Source organism: Brevibacillus daliensis (genome assembly GCF_021245735.1).
In the GTDB taxonomy this organism is placed as follows: Bacteria; Bacillota; Bacilli; order Brevibacillales; family Brevibacillaceae; genus Brevibacillus_B; species Brevibacillus_B daliensis.
In genome coordinates this window covers 66,004-88,795 of record NZ_JAJISB010000003.1, presented here as the reverse complement: position 1 = coordinate 88,795, position 22,792 = coordinate 66,004, and the positions used below count along the sequence as shown (strand labels likewise).

Sequence of the window (22,792 nt, the reverse complement as noted above, 5' to 3'; positions counted from 1 at the left end):
CTCCTCATTCTCATTTATGAAGCGTAATGGGTACCTCTCCGACATTCCTGCATTTTTTGCTTAGAAGTGTAGATGCAACTATACTGCGTAAGGAAGTGTCGAATGGAACACCATTCTTACTGGCTTCTGTTTCTTCTAAATCTTTTATAACGAGATTATTAGATCTCTCTCCTAATAAAACTGCCATTTTCGAGTAGAAAGTATAAGGAGACTCTTTCTGATCAGGGGTTAGGTGAATGATTCCTTGATATGATAGTGGTAATAACTCCACAATTGCATCTGTGACATCATCAACATGAACAAAGGAACGGTACATATTTGTTGCTGCCGGTAGTACTTTGTGCTGTTGTTGGTGCATAAGAAATGAGCTGATTCTCTTATCCCATGAGCCATCTACTTTTTGCCCATATACAGGTCCAATTCTAATAATAACATGATTGGGCCAACTCTCCTGAAGAAAGCGTTCCCCATTTAATTTGGCATTTGAATATCGGCTGAGATTGCTCTCAGAGAGAAAAAAGCTAGGAGTATCCTGTTCAGAGTATCCGCCTTTTCCTTCTGAAAAAACACCATCTGTTGAAAGGAAGATCAATTTTGCATCTTTTTGTAGGTGTGTACATGTATGACGTAAACCTTCCATAATGAGCTTCTCCTCTTCTTCTCCACTCATCAAAGCCCAGATCAAGACTTCTGGATTCGATTGAAGTAAACAAGCTCGAATGCTCTCCTCATTTCGTACATCCACCTTTAGTAATCCTGGTCTCTCTTCCCTATAGCATGTTCCTGTGACACGAAATTCCATTTTGGTTATAAGTTTAGAATACAGCATTGAACCTACATAACCGCTTGCTCCAAGCACTAGAACGTTCAACAGGATTCCTCCCTTCAATTATTTGTCTTTTTTCATGTACCTTTCCTTCAAGTATACAAAAAGTAGCTGGGAAATCCTATTTTCGCAAACGATTTGTCATCCGTCAGTGTATAGCATTGTATTCTCGGCAGGTTTAGAATGAAGAATAGCTGACCCGAAATCAGATGTAGTAAATGCAGATGAAAATGGGTATAAGATAGGCAAGAAAAATTTTTAATTCAAACATTCAAATAAACGTTTGAATGTTATTGTTTTATATGTATAATAACAGTAGAGAAAAAACTGAGTAACTGGGTTCACAAGGAAAGGGGAATGTAATATGGGATTACATCACAATCATAGTCATGGTCATGGTCATGGTCATGGTCATGGTCACGATCATTTACATAGTCACGGTCATGGACATGTAAACCGTAGCGAGAATAAGAAAGCACTCTCTACCTCCCTCATCATTATTACAATATTTCTTGTTGTAGAGATAATTGGTGGGTTAAAGACCAACAGTCTCGCATTGTTATCTGATGCTGGACATATGTTAAGCGATTCCTCTGCTTTGTTCTTAAGTTTAGTTGCTGTTTATTTTTCAGCAAGAAAACCGTCTGCTAAAAAAACGTTTGGTTTTTTTCGATTCGAAATACTAGCAGCGTTAGTTAACGGGATTACACTCGTTCTTATCTCACTTTATATCTTTTGGGAAGCATATCAACGCTTGCAAGCACCACCGCAAGTTTCTAGTCTACCTATGATCGGAATAGCCTTTATTGGTTTATTAGCAAACATCGCGGTTGCCTTTGTGCTTATGCGCGGTGACTACAAGGATAATGTAAATATTCGAAGTGCGTTCCTCCATGTATTAGGTGACTTGTTAGGCTCTGTGGGAGCGATTATCGCTGGTCTTTTGATGTGGAAATTCGGCTGGTACATCGCTGACCCGATTATTAGTATCATCGTTGGGATTCTCATCATTATTAGTGCTTACAGAGTGACAAAAGAAGCGATCAATGTCTTGATGGAAGCCACTCCTTCCCATATCAATGCGGATGATGTGTTAGATGACCTTACTCAATTAGATGGTGTGATTAAAGTACATGATTTGCACATCTGGACTGTCACCTCAGGCTTTATCTCCCTAAGTGGCCACCTCCAGGTAAAAGATGGGCTATCAAGTTATCCGATCCTGAAGGAGGCACTCCACATATTAACCGAGAAGTACCATATCGAGCATGCGACTCTTCAGATTGAGGATTCCAGTATTATCCACGATACATTACAATGTGAAGTTCCGAAAGAATAATAACAAAGCCCTCGATGATAGCTGCAAACCAGCTTCTATCTTCGAAGGCTATTTCAATTTGACCAATTTCTCCAAGTTTTTTATAATGAATTATATTGACCGATCGTTCAAATAATGAAAGGGGCTCTTGTAATGGCACGTCGAACTGCTGAAGAAGCAGAACAAACAAAACAAGCTATCGCTGAAGCTGCCAAGCAATTATTCATCCAGCATGGCTATCAGGCAACTTCCATGGACCAAATTCGACTTGCTTCTGCAACAAGCAAAGGGAGTATCTATTACCATTTTAAGAATAAAGAAAAATTGTTTCTCTATTTGCTGGAACTTAACGTGATGGAGTGGGTTACGAAATGCAAGGAGCAATTTAAAACTGCTGCTACCGCAACAGAAAAGCTCTACATATATGGGCGAATATCTGCTAGCGATTTTAACAATCCGTTATTACATGCTTCCATAGAGTTCTCTGGAACACGAGGAGCAGATCCTGAAGTTACAGCTAAAGTAGTGGAGTTGTCAAAAGTATCGATTCCTCTGCTAAAAGAAGTCGTATTGGAAGGAATCGCGAATCAGGAGTTCAAACCAGAAGATGAAGATAAAATTACGCTTATGCTACATATTATTTTTAGTGGGTTAGGAGTCCTTTTATTTGAAGATTATACGACTGAAGAAATAGAAAAACTCCATGATAAAGCAATTGATCTGTTTTTGAATGGGATACGATTAACGTAACGATTACCTGAAGCATACCTTTACGGAGATGGATGTACGTCATCCATCTCCTTTTTCACCCCTTATCAAACCGAACGGTCAGTTTAATAATTGTAAAGGATGGTTTACATGACAAGTACTATTGACTCTACTCCTCCCTCTTTATGGAGAAATCGGGTTTTTCTCATTGTTGCTTCTGCTGATTTACTTCAACAAGTCGGCATCTGGGTACGTAATATGGCACTATTATTTGCTGTAACTGAGATGACAAATGGTAATGCTGTTGCCATTTCGCTACTCACCGTATTTGAAATGGCACCTATTCTCATCTTCTCACTACTTGGCGGGGTCTTCGCAGATCGCTGGAATCCGAAAAAAACAGTGGTAATTGGTGATTTACTCAGTGCTATATCAATCGTGGTCATCATGATTTGCCTCTCGTCTGGCATCTGGCAGGCTGTGTTTTTTGCTACGGCTATCTCAGCTATTGTTAGTCAATTTTCCGTACCCTCATCTTCTATTTTGTTCAAGCGATTTGTACCAGCTTCTCAGGTACAGACAGCTATGGGGATCACGCAGGGACTTTCTTCCCTATTCGTAATTGCCGGCCCTATTATTGGTACCTCTCTGTATCAGCTATTAGGGTTGCACGGTTGTCTTATCGTATTGGTTTCTATTTTCTTAACTGCTTCTCTCATTCAACTAGCTCTCCCTTCTTTCAAACGAGAACAAAAAGAGCCTACCCATATTGGAACAGATATCAAGGAAGGGTTTCACTATGTTTGGTCCAATGCTAATCTACGCTTACTAGCTGTTGTGCAAGTCATTATTGGCTTTGGTGTTGGTCTGATTCAACCATTAGAAATTTTCCTTGTGACAGAAAGACTCGGTTTACCTAAAGAATCTCTTCAATGGCTTACGGTTGCGGCAGGGATTGGAATGTTTGTCGGAATAGGCTTATCTTCAGCTGCCAGCAACTTTACAACTCGCCATCGCGGTGCCGTAATGTCAACAAGTATCTTATTTCTGGCCATTGGTTCTATTATTGAAGGCTTGTCTACCTCCTTCTGGTTAACGACAAGTGTTGAATTATTAACCGGGGTATTTTTAGCCTTCATTCAAGTATTACTTAGTGCATGGTTCATCCAATATGTATCCGAAAGCCATATCGGAAGGGTAAACGGGATAATCGCTCCCATGTTTACAGCAAGTATTATCGCAGCCTCCTTACTTACGGGTTTCATGAAAGAAGAATTTTCGCTAGTTACTGTATATATAGTGTCGGGAATCATCGTTGCTAGCAGTGCATTGGTAAGTCTTAAAATCAATTTCTCTTTACCAAAAGAAGGGCAAAAAGAGTTGAGTAGCGAAGTGACAGGATAATTTTCCTCTTGCTCTTCATGATAAAAGATGACGTGACGTCACTTTCAAGTTTTAAAATGGTGCAAGATCAAATTTTTTCCCACAATGCAAAAAGGAAGTATCCAACAGGAGTTTCCTGTTCGATACTTCCTTTTCTTGTTTCATTTATTACTGAGGCTACTATTCACTCTCTAGACATGGTGCATCCATGAGATATAGCTGACGGTACCGAGGATATTTCTCCATCAGCTCGGCATGTGTACCTCTCATTACAATTTTTCCATGCTCCATGAAAATGATTTCGTCCATCCGCTCAGCTCCGACTAGATGGTGTGTTACCCAGATAAGTGTTTTGTCCTGTAACGTATCAAAAATCGTTCGGAGCAAATTCCGTTCCGTTCTTGCATCCAATCCAACAGTCGGTTCATCCAACATGACAACAGGTGTATTTTGCAAAAGGATTCGTGCAAGAGCAATTCGTTGACGCTCTCCCCCAGAAAAACGTTCGCCTGTTTCATGCATAGGAGTCTTGTATCCATTCGGCAGGGCTTCAATCATTGCTGATAGCTTCACTTGTCTTGCTGCTGCTTGAATTTCGTCATCGGACGCGTTCGGATTCCCTAATCGGATATTATTGGCTACTGTCGTATCAAATAGATATGGGCTTTGCTGTAATACACCAATCACACTTGGAATTTCTTCCCCATATAGCTTTGCATCTACACCATTGATTTTTACATGTCCATCAGTTGGTGTATACGCTCCTTGGATCAATTTTAGCAGAGTTGATTTTCCGGCTCCGCTTCTCCCAATGATCGCTACTTTTTTACCTTGAGGTAATTCCAAATTAATATCAAGAACTGCATGCTCCTTTGAATCATATTGGAAGGATACATGTTCCAATGAGAGATTTGCTTTCTCGTGGGCTTTCGCCACTACTTCATTTTCTAACTTGGTAGGTAATGCTCCTTGTTCACTCACTTGTTTATCGAGTGGATTATCTAATGCATCCAATCGGGCAAAAGAATCTTCATAGCGCGGGAGCTTCTCTAAGGCATCAGAAATAGGTAAAAAAGCATCCATCAATGGGAAAACAACCAGGGCAAACGCAGCGATTAATGTAACAGAAAGCTGTCCCGTTGCATACTCTCCAGCTGTCCAGACGAGACTTGCGACCACCACAAAGGCTACAATCATCTGCATAAAAAACATTCGCCATCTTCCAAAGCGTGTTAGCCAGCTCTCCAGTACCGTTGCATTTTCCTCATCCAGTTGATAGGAAGAGATAAACTGTGAAGCTCTTCCACTTATCATCCAATCACCGAGACCCATTACGGCATCGGTCAATTTCTGATACAGACGATTTTTCTCTTGTTTTAGCTCGGCTTGTTTTGCCTTCGTCATCCATAATGAACCAATCGGGATTATTACGATCAACATAATCAGAAAAAGTCCAATATAAAGCGCAAACCACAGATCAAACCAGCCCAAGGCAATCACAGTCAGTACGAACATAAAGAGGGCGATTATACTGGGAAAAATCGTACGAATATAGATATTTTGGAGTTGCTCAATATCATCAGCAAGCACGCCTAATACATCACCCGTCTGAAACCGTGAGCGTACAAAGAGAGCTTGTGGTTCCAAAATTTTATACAAACGTCCACGCATATTAGATAGTACGTGAAGGATCGTATTATGAGCGACTAACCGTTCAACGTAACTAAACACCGCTCGACTGGTACCAAATGTACGCACCAGTACCACCGGAATGTAAACCATCAGGATGTTTTCAGGTCGAAGCGCAGACTTAGATATGAGGTCTCCTGAGGTAAACATCAGTGCACTTGCCGATAGGATGGTGCACGCCCCGAGAAAAATAATCAGCAGGAAGCTACGCAAATGCTGATGAAAATAAGGACGAATCCACTCTTTTCCCCTCATTACAGCACCTCCTGTTGCGTCGCAAGCAATTCATAATAGAAGCCTTGTTTCGCTACTAATTCCTGATGTGTCCCCACCTCAACCACTTTTCCCTGATCAAGGACCACTATCACGTCCATCTCAAGCATCCAGTGTAATCGATGTGTAGCCAGACAAACCAGCTTCCCTTCAAAAAGTGGAAGCATCGTCTTCTTCAATTCATATTCTGTTTCAATGTCCAAATGAGCAGTTGGCTCATCTAGTAAGATAATGGGACGATTACTTAAAAAAGCACGCGCAAGTGCAACACGCTGCTCCTGTCCCCCACTAAGTGGTCTACCACCATTCCCAATACGTTCATGTAATCCATTAGGCAGTTTAGCAACTAATGGACTAAGTCCTGCGGCTTCCACAGCGTTCTCTACGTCTTCGTCTGAAGCACCTGGTGTATAAAAGCGAATATTTTCAGCTAACGAACCAGCAAAAATGTAAGGATGCTGTGGGATATACGTAGTCTGTTTCTGCCACGTTTCACAGGTTAAGCTGTTTAGCATGTGCCCTTCAAGAATAAACTCCCCATCCACTGGGCGCAGAAAGCCTGCTAATACATCAATCAGGGTTGATTTACCTGCTCCACTCTCTCCTACAATCCCAACTTTTTTATTGCCTGTAAGGCATAGGTTTATCTGATCAAGAGAAGCTTTTGACGCCTGATCATGTTGAACGCGAAGCTTTTGGATCATAAGTTCGCTATTTCCTGTCCAAGAGTAGGATTCTGAGAGTTCGCTGCAATTATCCTGATCTGGTTTTGTACCAATAATTTTATCTATAGCTGCTCCAGCTTCTTTTCCATTTAAGGTGGCATGGTAGTCTGCTCCGACCATGCGAATGGGTAAAAAATATTCCGGGGCAAGAATTAATACAGTTAAACCTGTTAGTAACGTCATATCTCCCTCAATCAACCTGAGACCGAGACTAACCGCTACAGAGGCAACTGACAGCATCGTAAAAAAGTCCAACGCAAAGGAAGATAAAAAGGCAACTCGCAAGGTTTTCATTGTTGCCCTTCGATAACGATCACTTACATCTTCAATCGTTTTTACATGACTTTTGCTTCGACCAAGTACTTTCAATGTTTCTAAGCCACGTAAGGAATCAACAAAATGATTGGATAAAATGCGATAAGAGTGCCATTGTTTCTCGGTCTGTTTGCGCGCCGCATATCCAATCAAGATCATAAATGCAATCAGGATTGGCATGGTGATCAACAAGATCAGACCTGATAGTACGTCTTGCGTAAAAATAAACAAGAGAACAAGCCAAGGGGTAATACCTGTAGCTATCATTCGTGGAATAATAATCTCCAGATAGGTACGAAATTGGCCAATTCCTTCCCGTACGAGCGTAACCAGATTACCTGTTCCTTCTATTCTGGCAAACCGCGGTCCTAGATTAAATAATTGTTCCATCAGTTGCCCGCGAATCGCCGCCGAAGTCGTTTCTGCAAATCGATACGCAATTTTTTGCTGGAACAAGCCAGACAAGATTCTGATAAGAAAAGCAAATAGGAACAAGATGACCGGCGTGGTGATTTGTTCCAGTGAATGTCCAGCAAAAAGGGCGGAAATAGATTCCGCCAGCCATTTTGCCTGTAAAATAATTGAAATGGTTTGGATGAGAGTAAGCACAGCAACTGACGCTAGTACCGGCTTACTCCCTTTGTATCCAAGCAGGGATTTACTCATTAGTATTCCAGGTGCTCCTTCTCATTTACACGTTTATGGAAAACAAAGTAGCTCCAAATTTGATAACCTAAAACGAATGGTAACAAGGTAAAGGCAACAATTGTCATGATTTTCAATGAATAAGCTCCTGATGCTGCATTCTGGACAGTCAGGCTAAACGCACTATCAATCGAACTGATCATTACACGAGGGAATAATCCTACGAAGACGGACGATATCCCTAGTACGATAACGGCACCACTCATACTGAATGCCCAACCATCACGTTTCTTAGAGGCAAAGAAACCAATTAGAACAAACGCAATCACGCCAAGAATCGCCATAGCAGTTAACACGATTCCACGCACTTCGAATACGTCTGTCATAAAGTACGTCATGATTCCGAATAGTGCTAGTAAAGCCGCTAGCGGTACTAACATCTTCTTAGCCATCGCACGTGCTCTATTTTGTAAGTCTCCCACAGTTCTAAGAGTTGTAAACATTAAACCATGTACAAAACATAAGAGAGTAACGGTAATTCCACCTACAACTGTGTAGACGTTCACCATATCAAACAGACCAGCCTGCATTTCCATGTTGACATCGATTGGTAAGCCTTTAATCAATCCTGCGAACACAACACCAAATAGGAATGGAGGTAATAGACTTCCAATGAAAATAACATTGTCCCATGAATCTTTCCACTTCTGTGTATGCCCTTTATGGCGGAATTCAAAAGAAACACCTCGACCGATCAATGCAAGAAGCAAGATCACAAGCGGGAAATAGTAACCACTGAACAAGGTAGCATACCAGTGAGGGAATGCGGCAAACATCGCACCACCAGCTGTTATTAACCATACTTCGTTAGCATCCCAGAACGGTCCTATTGAATTAATCAGAACGCGTCGTTCCATATCTGTTTTTGCCAGGAACTTCGTAGCCATACCAACCCCAAAGTCAAAGCCTTCTAGAAAAAAGAAACCTATGAACAAAACTGCGACGAGTATAAACCAGATCTCATTAAGAGCCATTTGTCACATCCTCCTTATCAAACGGATCATGCGTATGTGCTTCGGCCTCTAGTTTAGGATAAGGACCCTTTTTAATCTCTTTCACGAACAGTTTCACTTGCAAGATACCCAGGATCGTATAGATCACTGTAAATGAAATGAGAGAAAAGAGTACCTCTCCACCTGTTACACTAGGAGAAATAGAATCTTTCGTTGTCATCAAACCAAATACTGTCCAAGGCTGACGACCTATTTCCGTCATAATCCAGCCAGCTGTATTAGATATAAATGGCAGTGAAATAGCTGCTACCATCAATTTCATAAAGATCGTATTACCTTTTTCCAGTTTCTTACGTGCTGTCAGATATACACCATACATCGCAAGCAGAATCATTGCTGTACCACCTAGAACCATGATTCTAAAGCTCCAGAAGGTAGTACTCACAGGGGGAATGTAGTCACCGGGACCATATAATTGTTCATACTCTGCTTGAAGTTCATTCATTCCTTTTAGGGAACCTTCAAATTTACTATAAGACAAGAAACTTAATAAATATGGAATCTTAACTTCCATTGTGTTTGTTTTCGTTTCAGGATCAATCATTGCAAAAACCGTCCATGGTGCAGGGTCTTCACTTTGATTCCACAAACCTTCACTGGCAGCCATTTTCATCGGCTGTGTACCCACCAGATATTGTGCTTGAGCGTGACCGTACAAAGCAACTAAAAGAGAAGTAATAAGTCCAATGGTAGTCGCATACTTGAAAGAAGTTGCAAAGAACGGTACATCCTGTTTTCTGATTAACTTCCATGCACTAATACCTGCAACCAGGAAAGCACCTGTAGCTAATGCTCCAAAAACAGTATGTGGGAACTCTACCAGTACTTGACCATTGGTAATGAGTGCGAAGAAATCGTTCATCTCAGCACGACCATTTACCATTTGATATCCGACTGGACGTTGCATGAATGAGTTGGCTACTAATATCCAGAAGGCCGACATCGTCGTTCCAAAAGAAACGAGCCAGATACAAAGCAAGTGGACCTTTTTGGATAAGCGTTCCCAACCAAAAATCCATAAACCTATAAATGTAGACTCAAGGAAAAATGCTAGTAGTGCCTCGACTGCAAGTGGTGCACCGAATACGTCACCGACAAAACGTGAATAATTAGACCAGTTCATACCAAATTGAAACTCTTGAATAATACCTGTTACAACCCCGACAGCAAAGTTAATGAGGAATAATTTCCCCCAGAACTTAGCCATATCTTTGTAACGCTCTTCACCTTTCACTACATACATCGTTTCCAAAATCGCAATAAAAAAAGCAAGACCAATAGTGATTGGAACGAAAAAGAAGTGAAAAATTGTAGTGGAAGCGAACTGGATTCGTGATAGCATTTCCATATCCAGCATTTCTTTTCCTCCCTTAGCCATTCATAATTTTTGTATCAGGAGTATTAACAAAATTGTCAAATTGTTCCCCCGACACATATGAATACCTTCCCAAAAGACTCAAGAATTAAGGTCTATAAAGGAAGATTTCATTTCTTAGTTTTTTTAACAATTTAGTTTTATATCTATCCTGAAGTTATTTTGCCAGATGCCACCGTAATCACGTGTGATAAATGTCACATATTTTCGGTCTAAGTTTAAGAATTCGAACAACATTCATTTTACTGCCACATATTTCTTTTTCGAATAGATACACCCTGAGTATGAGTAACTGATCTACACAATCCCAAGTCATTAAACTTTTTCTCAAAAAAAAGCCATGAGGATCCCTCATGGCCCAAGCTTAGTCTTCATTATATTGTTTTTTATCTACTTCTCTGATTTATTAGTCCCTCTTATTGTACCCTTTGTTCGTTCAAAACCATGTAGAGCGTACTCATGACTAACAAACTCCCTAACCGGTTTTCCTTCTAGTAAGTGATGCTGCACGATAAGCGGTGCTTCATTAGGACCAATATCTTTATACCAGATACCCTCTGGATAAACAATAACAACACAAGCATCTTCACAACGACCGTTGCAACGTGTTCTTGTCGTATGAATAAGATCATGAGCCTCTAAGCGACTGATTTCACTTCGAATCGCTTGCGTCACTTCTTCTGCACTTTTTCTCATACAACTTCCACCATTACATATTAAAATATGATGGTTGGTTCGGGATAAATCCCAAGTAGCCATACATAGTCTCCCTTTTCCCGTTATTCTTTCATACGATCTGGGTAAAAACCTTCTCCCAAAATAGTAAGCGCCATCGGAGCACGAACTCCCTCGGCTACTGCTGATAGAGGTAGTACAATGAATCGCTCGTTTTTAATCGCTGTGACGTCGGCTAGTGCTGGTTTGGACAAGAGAAGCTCTTTTTTCTGGTCTACTGACTGATCACCATAATCAATAATGACGATTACGTCTGGATTCCGGCTAACTACCTCTTCCCAACTTACCTCAGCCCAACTTTTTTCAATATCATCAAAAATGTTTTTTCCGCCAGCAATCTTAATCAATTGGGTTATGTAGTTATTTGCAGCCGTAAGGGCTTTATCATCACCGCTGTCATATAGAAATACGTTCACCGGAGTAGTTACCTCTCCAATTTTCTTTGTAGTGTTCTCAATCTCTTTTTTCATCGTATCAATTAATTCGTTCGCCTTATCTTCTACTCCAAATATACGCCCGATATTCTGAATGTCTGTATATACATCCTCTAAACTAGGTGCAGTTTTGATAGAAGATTCCTGAACATACGTGTTAATTCCCGCTTGATTCAAGTCCTGAACGGTACCTAATGTTTTTTCTGTAAAAGCACTCTTCCAGCCTGCATAAGCAAAATCAGGTTCTTGTGCGATGAATATTTCTTTAGATGGATATTTCGGTGACAACACAGGAATTTTCGCGTAAGCTTCCTGAAACTCTGGCAAAATTTTGTCATCCAAATAGGCAGTACCAACCATGGAATCTTGCAATCCTAAAGCAAGCATGACCTCAGTAGCATGTTGGTTTAAGGTAATTGCCCGCTTTGGAGCTTGGGTGTAAGTGATGGTATTGTCCAGATTGGTTAGTTCAAATGGTTGATACCCATTTGTTTCTTGGGAGGTAGTTGCTTGGGCATTAGAAGCACCCTCTTGTGTATTTGTTGCTTTGTTACCACATGCAGTAAGTACGAGCACGAGGAGTATTACCATTGTGGATAAAAATCTTACCTTGTGTCTGTTATTCATGTGCAAAATCCCCTTATTTTCTAGTATGATTTTTCATTTCCCTCTACTCTGTTCCATTAGCACACTTTCGCAATCAGTGTAAATCTTGATGCATGATTTGCATTCGCTTGAACACCTTCTGTGTCAAACGGATAGCCACCGTTCACCCACACATCCTCTTGATAGGGACGAAGTAAATTATCTTTCCTGACTCCCAGTACCTCATCAAGTGTTTCATCTGGGTGCAGAGGAGCAAGCATCGGTTGGACCTCTGTGAGAAGGGCAGTTCGCCACGGCTTTGATAACCCATAATTTTCATAGGTATGAGTAACCTTGAATCCTTCCATTGACAAGAGCAACCCTAGTTCTTTAGGAGTCAGTAACGAATACTCGCGTTCAATGCGATAGCGAGTCTGTTCAACTCCATCTATAAATGCCTCATATGTAACTGAGAAATGGAACAGTTGTCGACGTAGGGACGTCTCACCTGCTACTTGTTGATAGACTACTTTTCCGTTGGGTAACCGTTTACGTCGTGCCGTTTTCCACTCTTCTCCTGCAGGTGGGAGCATCAGATCGATGGCGACTGAGCCACCTTCCTGTAAATTACTTCGAATTCGTTGAAGCAGCGCAATCTGGTCTTCTATATGAGTAAAATGTTGAAATAACCCATCTGAACAAATGATATGTGAAAAGCTTTTGCCAGAATCAAAATCCATTACGTCTGATTCGAGCAATTCCAATCGCTCTGTTTTCCCTCTGAAAATCCTGTCACGCTTCGTTTTTGCCACCTTCAACATGTCAGGGCTCCAATCTACTCCACATACAGCTCCCGCTTTCTCTGCAACCTCGGTGGCAATTCTGCCCGTTCCCACACCTAACTCCAATACAACAGGTGACATTTCCTGTTCAAGAAGCCAATTCCGGTAAAAAGCAATCCCTGCCTTTCCAGCAAATTGATCATAATACTCAGCCTCCATTCCAGTGTAAAATGGACTGGCTTGCTTCTTGTGCCTTGCTCCTTGCATACCACATCGTGAGCACAAGCTACCTGCAATTTCCGGCAATGAAATACCTGCTGGAACACCATTTCGACTATCTCCGTACCAATCGTCATACATGAAGTTACAAAAACTACATTTCCAAAACGTCATCGTTCCTCATCCCCCTCCTACTGCCGGTGCTAGTTTTAGTGAACAGTGTGACAAAAAAGTAATATGCGGTTTTTTCGTTACGGGATGGGTGATGATTTCTGTTTCCACACCAAAAACCTCTCGGAGTATTTCTGGTTTCATCACTTCTACAGGTGTTCCTGCGCAAGCTATCTGCCCCTTATTCATGACATATAGATAGTCACAATATGTAGAAGCGAGATTTAAGTCATGTAAAGCAGATATGACAGTTACTTTCAAGGTTTTGACAAGATCCATCAATTGCAGTTGATGGCGAATATCCAAATGGTTGGTCGGCTCATCTAACACAATGATCTCTGCTTGCTGAGCTAGAGCTCTCGCAATCAATACCCGTTGCTTTTCTCCTCCAGATAAACTCGTAAAACTCCTGTCTTTGTACACTCCCATATCTACACGAGATAATGCCTGTTCGACAATGAAATGATCCTCATCCGTATCAGATTGAAACATTCGTTTATGCGGAGTACGTCCCATCAGAACGACTTCTTGTACAGAAAAATCAAAGTCCTGTACTGCCTCTTGGCTGACAACTGCCATTTTTTGAAAGATCGTGCGCACAGGTAGTTGAAACACATCTTGATTATCAAAAATAACCCTTCCCATATCTGGCTGCAGGATACGATATATCATTTTAAGTAGCGTTGACTTCCCGCTTCCATTCGGACCCACGATCCCAACAAATTGCTTTGCTGCTACACGGATTGATACATCTTGTATGATTGAGGTTTGCCCAATCTGGAAACAAACACTCTCTACTTGTACACTCATTTGTTACCCCCTCCAAGCGAATTGTTACCTCGTCTTAGAAGCCAGATAAAAAATGGGCCGCCACATATTGAGGTTATGATCCCGACTGGCACTTCCTGCGGTGCAAGCACCAACCGAGCTCCTACATCAGCCCAGATCATGAGAAGCGCTCCAAGTAATGCACTTACCGGTAAAACACGTCGATGGTCAGACCCAATTAGAAATCGGGATATATGGGGAATCATTAGTCCAATAAATCCAATAGAACCGCATACAGCCACGATTACCCCTGTCAATAGTGAGATGACGATAATTAGAATTTTCCTAAGAGAATCCGTATTGATACCGAGTGTCTTAGCCGTCTCTTCTCCCATCAACAGAGCATTTAGAGCACGATATTGAAATAATAAAAACGTTAATCCAGCAGCCACGACTATAGCTGGAATCATTAAATGTTCCCATTTCCCACCAGAGAAACTGCCCATCATCCAGAACATGGCATCCCTCATTCCCTGCTCTTTCGGTGCTGATAGAACAATATAGTTGGTTATTGAAGAAAGTACCATAGATACAGCTACCCCTGACAAAAGCAGACGTGAGCTATTAATCCTCCCCGAGACCTGTGCCAAAATATAGACGATCACTATCGAAACAATGGCTCCAAGGAAAGCACCAATGGATAACGCATACTGACCGAAAATCTGAAACCCGCCAAATATGATAATCGTTGTGGCCGCTACTGAAGCCCCTGAAGAAACACCTAGTATGTATGGATCAGCTAGCGGATTACGCAGTAGTGCCTGTATAACAGCACCAGCCAAAGCAAGTCCTGCCCCTGCCACAGCCCCGAGGAGAACACGCGGAAATCGAATCGTCCAGATAATGTTCTCCTGCGATTTGCTCCAATCTGGCTCAATAAAGTCTCCAATGTAGGGGATATGTGATAATGCGATTTTCCACACCGTGAATGGCTCAATTTTCACTGGACCAAGCATAACGGCGAGCGTAATTGACACTACACACAAGCTACTCAACAACATAATAATCGTTCGTAGCGACAGTTTACCTTCCCTTTGAGTCAAACGTGCTTGTGATTCAGATTGCACAGTTTTCTTTTGCAGGGGGTTTGTAACCAAGTCACTCAATTTGCAACTCCCTCTCATGCATGATGAATTGTCATAGAGCAATAAGGATCCTGCTCGTTTCAAGTGTTTCGCGTACATAAAAAAGCCCCACCTTAGAAGATGGGGCAGTGTATACAATCAAAACAATTCGACACGCATAAATTTGCTCGTCGTACTATCTTTTCGTACACCTCTCCTTTCCTCGAAGGTTCTTTAGGCATCAACAATCTAGGTAGGTCTCCTGGCTCCCGAATCAATGCGCTCTTTCGTCTTCCCCAACGATTAGTTTGAGTGACATTTGTGAAAGAGAACTCCTCGGTTACAGTGGCGGGACCGCTCGGGACTTACACCCGATTCCCTTTTATGCCTCGCTTTACTAAGGCACCTAGTTGTATCATTTCATATTCATTTTATTTAGTAATATTATAGTGAAACAGGTTTCATTGCAATCTTATTCTCTATCTATTAATATAATTGCTGAATTAGAAAAATTCTTACAGAACAGAAAACTTGGCTTTACCACATGATTCAGTCTTATTTTTTTCATTCACCGTTACTCTTTTCAAGAAATAAAAAATCCCAATCAGCCAGCACTAATTGGGACATTTATCATATGAAATTGTCTATTGCCTATCCCTTATTACTCTTTCTCCAAAAACTTAATCTCAAGTAAATCAAGCAAGAAAATAAACACTGGGATACCCAAAATCAATCCCCATACCCCAAAGAAATGTTCCCCAACTAGAAGTACTGCAAATGTTAAAAAGATCGGCAGTTTTGTTTTGGACGACATTAGCTTCGGATTGAGCAGATATGCCTCAAATGCATGTAGCACAATAATCATGAGTAAGAGGTAAATTACTTTTACAAACCCACCAATACTAAATGCAATTGCACATAGCGGGATTAGGGAAATAAATACCCCTGCCACTGGAATTAAGCCTAAAACAAATATCATGATTCCAAGTGCGATCAAATGAGGGAAATCCATAATCGACAAGAATATTATAGAAAGTAAGCTATTACACAACGCAATTATAAATTGCACCTCAATTACCTTACCAAATGAGTTAGTGAACTTCTGACCAAAATAGGCTAGATCGTTATAAAAATACGACAATTTACTAGTTTTAAATTTGGAACTAAAGACTTTAATTTTTTCTTTCTCAAGCAAGAAGAACAAGCTGAGAATTGTACCAAGAAAGAAGTTAAGACCAAACTTACTGGCGCTTCCCAAAAGAGCTCCTAAAGATTCCATTCCCTTATTCAAATAACTAGCAATGTCAATTTTAGAGATATAATCAACGATATACTCGGTATATACATTATTAGGAAGCACAATCGGTTGTTTATAAAAATTAATGATTTGCTGTACTAAAGGAGTTACTTCTTCTATAACGGAAGGTAAAAACTTATATACCCCTATAACAATGAGAGAGATGAAAATTGCATATTGGAGTAAAAGAATGATCTTTTGCATAATCTTTGAATGAATACGTCCTGTCCGAACAAGTAAAACGTGTAGTTCATTCATTAAGAATGTAATGATATAGAAAAACAATATCATGTTCATCATGCTTCTAAAAAAATAAGCAAAGGCAACTATCGTTAATAGAACTACTATTTTTTTCACACCCGAACTTTGAAGCGTCTCTTTAAGTGGCGGCATTTTTATCCAATTACTCCTTTTATGTTGGTATACCTAGTACGCAACAACAAGCTACTTGGTTACATCTTTCTCACAAAAAACAGGTGTAATCATAACAGAAGTTCACGCAAGTTAATGTATGTTTATTCTACCATTTCATACAGGATATGAATACGATAACTCTTTAACATTTTATTATTTTTCTCTTAGTTCTCGTTTAACATTGATCAATTTCCACCTTAATGATAAAGCAATTTTATAAAAAAGAAGCCCACTATTCCAATGGAACTCGAAAGGTCCTGTCATGAAATAGAGGCTTCTTACAATCATATTCTATTTTGAAGGAAATGTCAGTTGAAAACTGGTTCCCTCCTCTAACTTACTGTTTACTTCAATTCGTCCACCAGAGCGTTGGACAATTTCTTTCACTATCGACAAGCCAAGTCCACTACCTTCATTAGTACGACTACGAGATTTATCTACTTTATAAAACCGTTCAAAAATCTGAGTCAATCCTTCTTCTGCGATCCCTATTCCTGTATCCGTAATGGTGACCGTAACATCTTTTCCTGAACGAACATTGATATAGATCGTTCCTCCCGGTTCCGTAAACTTGATACTATTGGTGAGTAAATTGATCCAAACCTGACTTAGCAATTGTTTATCTGCATACAAGTATGTTTCAGGTAGATCTGGATCTATCTCAATTCCTTTTTTCCTACATTGTGGCTCTAGCATAACCAGTATAAGGCGGATTTGCTCATCCAAGCGAAATAGCGTCGGTTCATATAGATTCGTCTCTTTTTCAAGAGAAGCCAGCGTTAGAAGCTGCTTACTAAGTAATGACAGACGTTTGCTCTCCTCTTCAATGATTGCCAAATATTGCTCCTGCAGCTCATCAGTAACACCACCTGAACGAATGGCTTGAGAAAAACCTTGAATGGAGGTAAGAGGGGATTGTATTTCATGTGAGACATTAGAGACAAATTCCTGCCTCATTTCATCCAGCTGCCTTAAAGATATCGACATCTGTTTAAAATTAGCAGACAAATTCCCTATCTCATCTCGCCGATTGCTATCTACGTGAATATCATAATTCCCTTCAGCCAATTGCTGGGTCGCATTCGTTAACTCCTTGATTGGTTTTACCAGTTGCCTTGTATAAATCAGAATAAATATAATACTGATCAAAAAAGTAGCAAGTAAGAGCAAGCCAAACAGGATATGTACTTCTCCAAATTGTTGCTCAATATTGGGACGAATGAACAGGGCGTAGGTCTCCCCATTTGAATGTATCGGGAGTCCAAAGCTGTTTTTTAGTGTATTTGTAAAAAAGCCTGTTATAAACAACCCATACTTTTCTGCAGTGATCCCCCGATATATTTCTCCATCTAACACCTTTTGTACTATTTCCGGTGATATTTCCTGCTCACGAAAAGGTGCACCGAATAATGTCGCATTCCCCTGACTATCAACAAGATATAGTTGAAAATGCATGTTAGCAATATGGGTAAAATAACCGTGCAGATCACCAGTCGGATTCTCTTCATACAGATTTACAATTTCATAACCAATTCGAGCAATTTTTTTCTCGTTATACTCTCTTACATTTTGCTGGTAGTAAATATTAGCAATAATGAATCCTAGTACACTGCTGACGAGAACGATAGCTGCAAGGGTAATAACAAGGCGACCGTACAAGGATTTCATTCGCCGCGTACCTCCAGCTTATATCCAAGACCACGAACTGTTGTGATCAAAAAATCGTGTGACTTATCGACAAAGCGTTCCCGTAATCTTTTTATGTGAACATCAATCGTTCTCGCATCACCCTGGAAATCAATTCCCCAAATCATTTCCAACAATTGATCACGCGTAAAAATCTGGTCTGGAAAACTAGCCAATTGTGATAGTAGTTCAAATTCTTTTAGTGGAAGATGAATTGTCTCATCCCCCACTTTTACTACATGGCTATTCCGATCAATCACTGTGTTATGAATGGTAATAACCTGTTGATTTACAATTTGGTACCTTCTTAGCAATGCTTTTATACGAAAAAGTAACTCTGTAGGCTCAAATGGCTTTGTCAGATAATCATCTGTCCCTGAAAGAAAACCTCTTTCTTTATCTTTAATCTCACCTTTTGCTGTGAGTAAAATGACTGGAATATCAAAATTGGTTCTAATTTCTCGACATAATTCCCATCCTGTTTTTCCAGGCATCATTACATCTATTACAGCAAGGTGAACTTTTTCTTGTTCTAATAATTGCAGTGCCACTTCACCATCTGGTGCAGCTATAACCTGATAACCTTCTTTGATCAAATAATAACGTAATAGTTCCAAAATGTGTGAATCATCATCGGCAATCAATATGGAAACCTTCACGTAAACCCTCCTTGCTTACACAACATTCAAGCTGACAGGTAAGACGATTGCTGTAACAGCTATCACAAATAAACCAATCAACATGAAAAGTTGTTACATCGATTGTTTAGCTGCATTTTTTCTTCAGTTTGATGGTTTTACGTATTTTTCTAACCAACAAGTCAAGATGAGTTTAATTTTGAGAGCGATTATACCGACAGACTGAAGACATGCGAAAACAACAATGCATTATACATCATTCTTTCCTCTTTAACTGTGAAATAATATGATCACTCCATCTATCCAAAAATGCTTAGACCTACACCAAGGAAATAAGGAATCAACCAAATTGCCCATACAAATATGCTGTATCTATGAAACTTTTCAATTTGTGTACGATCTTTCTTCCATAGCACAATCGCTGCCCATGCTGTATGCACCAGCATTAATACAAGTGCTGCGGTTCCGGTTAATCCATGCAAGAAGTTCACCTCACCGCTAGCATTAGCAATCATACTCATCAAGCTAGTACCGATTACATCGCAAACTAACCCGAGAGAAAATAAACCCAAATGTCCTTTTTTCAGTTCACCCGCACGCTTTTCACTCCAAACCCCTATCGTATAAAAGATCAGCGCCATATTTATTGCAATTACTGCTGCTAACATGTCTTTTTCTCTCCTTTTACTACTAAGTGTTATTTCTTCTCTTTCTAACGGAGATTATATAGAGGGAATATGAACAGCAGATGAACAACTAAATAGGAATTTTGAACCAAAAAAAAGAGCAACCGTTCTTAGATGAAACGAAAGAACAGTCACTCTTTTGCTTATTTTTTATTCATCATATGAATCGCATGTCCTAACGCACCTTCAGCAGCTTCCTGCCAGATTTCACTTAACGTCGGGTGAGGATGCATGATTAAGGCGAGATCTTCAGCACGCGCAGCCATTTCAAGGGCAAAAACACCTTCGCCAATTAAATTGGATGCATCTGCTCCCACAACAAACATCCCCAGCAACGTATTATTATCTACATCCATGATAATTTCGGCAAATCCTTCTGCTTCATCTGTAGCAAGCGCCCTCCCGTTTGCCCGATAAGGGAATGAAGTAGCTGACGCATTATAACCCTGTTCTTTCGCTTCATCCCTAGTTAATCCTACACCAGCGATCTGCGGTTCTGTAAATATGACAAACGGAACTAAAGCATCCGCTGCACTACTTGATAGACCTGCAATTACCTCTGCTGCAACAATCCCCTGTTTCGTCGCACGATGAGCCATTGCTGGGCCAGGTGTTACATCACCAATGGCAAAAATGTGTGATTGCTCAGTACGTCCAGCAGAATCAACGTGAATATAACCTCTATCATCCACCTTAACTCCTGCCTGCTCTAAACCAAGCTCCTCTGTATTAGGTATACGCCCGATGGTCACTAGTACCTTATTGAAAGAATGATTCTCTGATCCGGCCTTTTCAGAAGTGACACGTAACTCTACCTGTCCCTCTTTTATCACAGCCGATTCTACCTTCGTTGATGTTTTCACCATAATTCCTAGCTTTTTGTTATTTTTATTCACTTCACGCACCAGATGAGTAGGCAATTGCGGAAGAATCTGACCTGTTGCTTCAATCACTGTAACAGCAGTTCCTAGCTTGGCAAATGCCATACCTAGTTCCATACCAATATAGCCACCCCCAATAATGGCGAGATTTTGAGGAATCTCTTCTAACTGGAGGATGTCCGTAGAATCGAGTATATGGATACCATCTCGTTGTAAAATTGTAGGGACGAACGGCCTTGCCCCAGTGGCAATTATGGCTTGTTGAAACTTGAACGTCTCAAAGTCATTTCCTGTTTCTACCCCCAACCGATCAGCAGATAGAAAGTTAGCTGTACCGTAAACCACCGTCACTCCATTTTCTTCGCATAATTGTCCTACACCTTTATTGAGCTGTGATACCACAGAATTTTTCCACTCTTGCCACTCAATCATTTCAAATGTAGCTTTTTCTTCCGGCAAACGTATGCCCATTTTGGATAACCCAGCTATCCTTGAAAACTCAGAAGCGGCATGGATAAGCGATTTGGAAGGAATGCACCCTCGATTTAGACAGACGCCTCCGAGCTGTTCTTTTTCAACCAACACGACAGATTTCCCCAGCTGTCCAAGACGAATTGCCGCGGCATATCCTCCTGGTCCTCCACCAATTACGACAACATCTGTTTCTACAGCTACTTCTCCGACTACCATCTATACCATCTCCGCAAGCAATAGATTTGGATTCTCCAACAGCTCTTTTATCCGGTTCGTGAATTTGACTGCTGTCACTCCATCAATCAATCGATGATCAAAGGAGAGAGAGATGTTCATCATCTGACGAATCACAGCCTGGTCTTCTCTTACTACCATTCGCTTCTCCACTTTGTGAAGACTAATAATCGCTACCTCAGGGTGATTAATAATAGGTGTAGCTTGTAATCCGCCAATTGGTCCCACATTACTAACAGTGAACGTTCCACCAGTAATTTGATCCAACGATAATTTTCCGTCACGCGCGAGTTGAGCAAACGAGCTGATCTCTTCCGCTAACTGAAACATACTTTTTTGATCAGCATCACGAATAACTGGAACGATTAGCCCATTTGGTGTGTCAGTGGCAATGCCCATGTTATAGTAGTTTTTCAGGACAACCTCATTCGTCTCATCATCAATGGAAGCGTTAAAGGTTGGGAATTCTTTAAGCGTAATCACAAGAGCCTTAATCACAAAAGGCAGATAGGTTAGTTTTATGCCCCGTTTTTGTGCAAATGGTTTCAGGTTTTCTCTTACTTCCACCAGTTTATCCATCTCGATCTCGTCTACTGAGGTTACGTGCGGAATGATGGATACCGATTTGACCATGTGTTCTGCTATTTTTTTACGGATTCCTTTTAAGTGATAGCGTGTTTCTCGTTCCTGTTTAATGGAAGGAGTAGCTTTTTGAGAAGTAGTCCGAATCTTCCCGATTTCTTCAGTGGCACTCACTTGGCTGATAGAAACCAGTGCTTCGTCCTTGCCATAATTACGAACATCCTCCTCTGTTACTCTTCCTGCTGGACCCGTACCCTTAACCTGTTCAATATCAATCTGCATTTCTCTAGCCAATTGACGAACATAAGGGGTTGCCATGACACGTCTTGACTTTCTAGCAGCGGAATGTGATTGGTTCGTAATCGAGGCTTGCTCGCTAGATTCCATTTTGGATGGAACGATCCTATTTGAAGCTGAGTCATTTCTTACGTGATTAGAAACAGATTCTTTGGAATTATCCGTTGATTTTGTTTGGTTTACCTGCTTACCTGACTCTGAACCAGTAATGGAATCAGGATCAATGACCAAGAGGGTCGTTCCTACTTCAACTGTATCACCTTCAAAGAAAAAGATTTGTTTTATAATACCAGTGACAGGTGAAGTTAACTCCGCATTCACTTTATCTGTCTGAACTTCCAGAATTGGCTGGTCTTGCTTCACGTTTTCGCCTACTTTTACCAACATCTGCAAGATTTCACCTTCATGCATACCTTCCCCCACATCAGGGAGTTTAAACTCTACCATGCAGTAAG

The 22,792-nt window shown here is 40.7% G+C and carries 19 protein-coding genes and 1 riboswitch; of the genes, 3 read left to right on the top strand and 16 right to left on the bottom strand.

The features are described 5' to 3' along the window. Positions 1–10: 10 nt before the first annotated feature. Positions 11–871, bottom strand: coding sequence for a sugar nucleotide-binding protein (locus tag LM917_RS03225; RefSeq protein ID WP_232696054.1), 861 nt, complete (start codon positions 869–871; stop codon positions 11–13). Positions 872–1,190: 319 nt separating this feature from the next. Between LM917_RS03225 and LM917_RS03220 the strand changes: the two genes are divergently transcribed. The 3 genes from LM917_RS03220 to LM917_RS03210 all read left to right on the top strand — a co-directional run bounded on the left by LM917_RS03220 (position 1,191) and on the right by LM917_RS03210 (position 4,256). Beyond that, positions 1,191–2,165: a cation diffusion facilitator family transporter gene (locus tag LM917_RS03220; RefSeq protein ID WP_232696053.1), complete on the top strand. Its 975-nt coding sequence runs from the start codon at positions 1,191–1,193 to the stop codon at positions 2,163–2,165. Positions 2,166–2,297: 132 nt separating this feature from the next. Further along, positions 2,298–2,894 carry a TetR/AcrR family transcriptional regulator gene (locus LM917_RS03215; RefSeq protein ID WP_232696052.1) on the top strand — a complete coding sequence of 199 codons (597 nt, stop codon included), beginning with the start codon at positions 2,298–2,300 and terminating at the stop codon, positions 2,892–2,894. Positions 2,895–3,002: 108 nt separating this feature from the next. Then, positions 3,003–4,256, top strand: coding sequence for an MFS transporter (locus LM917_RS03210; RefSeq protein ID WP_232696051.1), 1,254 nt, complete (start codon positions 3,003–3,005; stop codon positions 4,254–4,256). 159 nt (positions 4,257–4,415) lie between these two features. Here the strand turns inward: LM917_RS03210 and cydC are convergent, their stop codons facing one another. The 15 genes from cydC to LM917_RS03135 all read right to left on the bottom strand — a co-directional run bounded on the left by cydC (position 4,416) and on the right by LM917_RS03135 (position 22,784). Then, positions 4,416–6,179: a thiol reductant ABC exporter subunit CydC gene (gene cydC, locus LM917_RS03205; protein ID WP_232696050.1), complete on the bottom strand. Its 1,764-nt coding sequence runs from the start codon at positions 6,177–6,179 to the stop codon at positions 4,416–4,418. Further along, positions 6,179–7,903 carry a thiol reductant ABC exporter subunit CydD gene (gene cydD, locus LM917_RS03200; protein ID WP_232696049.1) on the bottom strand — a complete coding sequence of 575 codons (1,725 nt, stop codon included), beginning with the start codon at positions 7,901–7,903 and terminating at the stop codon, positions 6,179–6,181. Before cydD ends, cydC begins: the two co-directional genes overlap by 1 nt. Beyond that, positions 7,903–8,916, bottom strand: coding sequence for a cytochrome d ubiquinol oxidase subunit II (gene cydB, locus LM917_RS03195; protein WP_232696048.1), 1,014 nt, complete (start codon positions 8,914–8,916; stop codon positions 7,903–7,905). Before cydB ends, cydD begins: the two co-directional genes overlap by 1 nt. After that, positions 8,906–10,309, bottom strand: a complete 1,404-nt coding sequence (locus tag LM917_RS03190; RefSeq protein WP_232696540.1) for a cytochrome ubiquinol oxidase subunit I — start codon at positions 10,307–10,309, stop codon at positions 8,906–8,908. Before LM917_RS03190 ends, cydB begins: the two co-directional genes overlap by 11 nt. 411 nt (positions 10,310–10,720) lie before the next feature. Next, the gene (locus LM917_RS03185; protein ID WP_232696047.1) at positions 10,721–11,089 is read right to left on the bottom strand and encodes a (2Fe-2S) ferredoxin domain-containing protein; all 369 of its coding nucleotides are present in this window, start codon (positions 11,087–11,089) and stop codon (positions 10,721–10,723) included. A 20-nt stretch (positions 11,090–11,109) separates the two neighbouring features. Continuing rightward, complete coding sequence (locus tag LM917_RS03180; protein WP_232696046.1) at positions 11,110–12,126, bottom strand: ABC transporter substrate-binding protein; 1,017 nt, start codon at positions 12,124–12,126, stop codon at positions 11,110–11,112. A 56-nt stretch (positions 12,127–12,182) separates the two neighbouring features. Then, positions 12,183–13,259, bottom strand: a complete 1,077-nt coding sequence (locus tag LM917_RS03175; protein ID WP_232696045.1) for a class I SAM-dependent methyltransferase — start codon at positions 13,257–13,259, stop codon at positions 12,183–12,185. A 6-nt stretch (positions 13,260–13,265) separates the two neighbouring features. After that, positions 13,266–14,066 (bottom strand): ABC transporter ATP-binding protein, encoded by an 801-nt coding sequence (locus LM917_RS03170; RefSeq protein WP_232696044.1) that lies wholly within the window; start codon positions 14,064–14,066, stop codon positions 13,266–13,268. Then, complete coding sequence (locus tag LM917_RS03165; protein WP_232696539.1) at positions 14,063–15,085, bottom strand: FecCD family ABC transporter permease; 1,023 nt, start codon at positions 15,083–15,085, stop codon at positions 14,063–14,065. Before LM917_RS03165 ends, LM917_RS03170 begins: the two co-directional genes overlap by 4 nt. Before the next feature lie 298 nt (positions 15,086–15,383). Beyond that, positions 15,384–15,573: riboswitch (cobalamin riboswitch) on the bottom strand. Between the two features lie 236 nt (positions 15,574–15,809). Further along, positions 15,810–16,838 (bottom strand): AI-2E family transporter, encoded by a 1,029-nt coding sequence (locus LM917_RS03160; RefSeq protein ID WP_232696043.1) that lies wholly within the window; start codon positions 16,836–16,838, stop codon positions 15,810–15,812. 312 nt (positions 16,839–17,150) lie between these two features. After that, positions 17,151–18,527, bottom strand: coding sequence for a sensor histidine kinase (locus tag LM917_RS03155; protein WP_232696042.1), 1,377 nt, complete (start codon positions 18,525–18,527; stop codon positions 17,151–17,153). Continuing rightward, positions 18,524–19,204 (bottom strand): response regulator transcription factor, encoded by a 681-nt coding sequence (locus LM917_RS03150; protein WP_232696041.1) that lies wholly within the window; start codon positions 19,202–19,204, stop codon positions 18,524–18,526. The genes LM917_RS03155 and LM917_RS03150 overlap by 4 nt, the downstream gene beginning before the upstream one ends. 278 nt (positions 19,205–19,482) lie before the next feature. Further along, the gene (locus LM917_RS03145; RefSeq protein ID WP_232696040.1) at positions 19,483–19,851 is read right to left on the bottom strand and encodes an HsmA family protein; all 369 of its coding nucleotides are present in this window, start codon (positions 19,849–19,851) and stop codon (positions 19,483–19,485) included. 161 nt (positions 19,852–20,012) lie between these two features. After that, positions 20,013–21,440: a dihydrolipoyl dehydrogenase gene (lpdA, locus tag LM917_RS03140; RefSeq protein WP_232696039.1), complete on the bottom strand. Its 1,428-nt coding sequence runs from the start codon at positions 21,438–21,440 to the stop codon at positions 20,013–20,015. After that, positions 21,441–22,784 carry a dihydrolipoamide acetyltransferase family protein gene (locus tag LM917_RS03135; RefSeq protein ID WP_232696038.1) on the bottom strand — a complete coding sequence of 448 codons (1,344 nt, stop codon included), beginning with the start codon at positions 22,782–22,784 and terminating at the stop codon, positions 21,441–21,443. Positions 22,785–22,792 lie beyond the last annotated feature (8 nt).

What these genes read in the sequence shown, in the direction of transcription:
- LM917_RS03220 (WP_232696053.1), top strand. Translation starts at nt 1,191, where the DNA reads ATGGGATTACATCACAATCATAGTCATGGTCATGGTCATGGTCATGGT.
- LM917_RS03215 (WP_232696052.1), top strand. Translation starts at nt 2,298, where the DNA reads ATGGCACGTCGAACTGCTGAAGAAGCAGAACAAACAAAACAAGCTATC.
- LM917_RS03210 (WP_232696051.1), top strand. Translation starts at nt 3,003, where the DNA reads ATGACAAGTACTATTGACTCTACTCCTCCCTCTTTATGGAGAAATCGG.
- cydC (WP_232696050.1), bottom strand. Translation starts at nt 6,179, where the DNA reads ATGAGGGGAAAAGAGTGGATTCGTCCTTATTTTCATCAGCATTTGCGT.
- cydD (WP_232696049.1), bottom strand. Translation starts at nt 7,903, where the DNA reads ATGAGTAAATCCCTGCTTGGATACAAAGGGAGTAAGCCGGTACTAGCG.
- cydB (WP_232696048.1), bottom strand. Translation starts at nt 8,916, where the DNA reads ATGGCTCTTAATGAGATCTGGTTTATACTCGTCGCAGTTTTGTTCATA.
- LM917_RS03185 (WP_232696047.1), bottom strand. Translation starts at nt 11,089, where the DNA reads ATGGCTACTTGGGATTTATCCCGAACCAACCATCATATTTTAATATGT.
- LM917_RS03180 (WP_232696046.1), bottom strand. Translation starts at nt 12,126, where the DNA reads ATGAATAACAGACACAAGGTAAGATTTTTATCCACAATGGTAATACTC.
- LM917_RS03175 (WP_232696045.1), bottom strand. Translation starts at nt 13,259, where the DNA reads ATGACGTTTTGGAAATGTAGTTTTTGTAACTTCATGTATGACGATTGG.
- LM917_RS03170 (WP_232696044.1), bottom strand. Translation starts at nt 14,066, where the DNA reads ATGAGTGTACAAGTAGAGAGTGTTTGTTTCCAGATTGGGCAAACCTCA.
- LM917_RS03165 (WP_232696539.1), bottom strand. Translation starts at nt 15,085, where the DNA reads ATGTTGTTGAGTAGCTTGTGTGTAGTGTCAATTACGCTCGCCGTTATG.
- LM917_RS03160 (WP_232696043.1), bottom strand. Translation starts at nt 16,838, where the DNA reads ATGCCGCCACTTAAAGAGACGCTTCAAAGTTCGGGTGTGAAAAAAATA.
- LM917_RS03155 (WP_232696042.1), bottom strand. Translation starts at nt 18,527, where the DNA reads ATGAAATCCTTGTACGGTCGCCTTGTTATTACCCTTGCAGCTATCGTT.
- LM917_RS03145 (WP_232696040.1), bottom strand. Translation starts at nt 19,851, where the DNA reads ATGTTAGCAGCAGTAATTGCAATAAATATGGCGCTGATCTTTTATACG.
- lpdA (WP_232696039.1), bottom strand. Translation starts at nt 21,440, where the DNA reads ATGGTAGTCGGAGAAGTAGCTGTAGAAACAGATGTTGTCGTAATTGGT.
- LM917_RS03135 (WP_232696038.1), bottom strand. Translation starts at nt 22,784, where the DNA reads ATGGTAGAGTTTAAACTCCCTGATGTGGGGGAAGGTATGCATGAAGGT.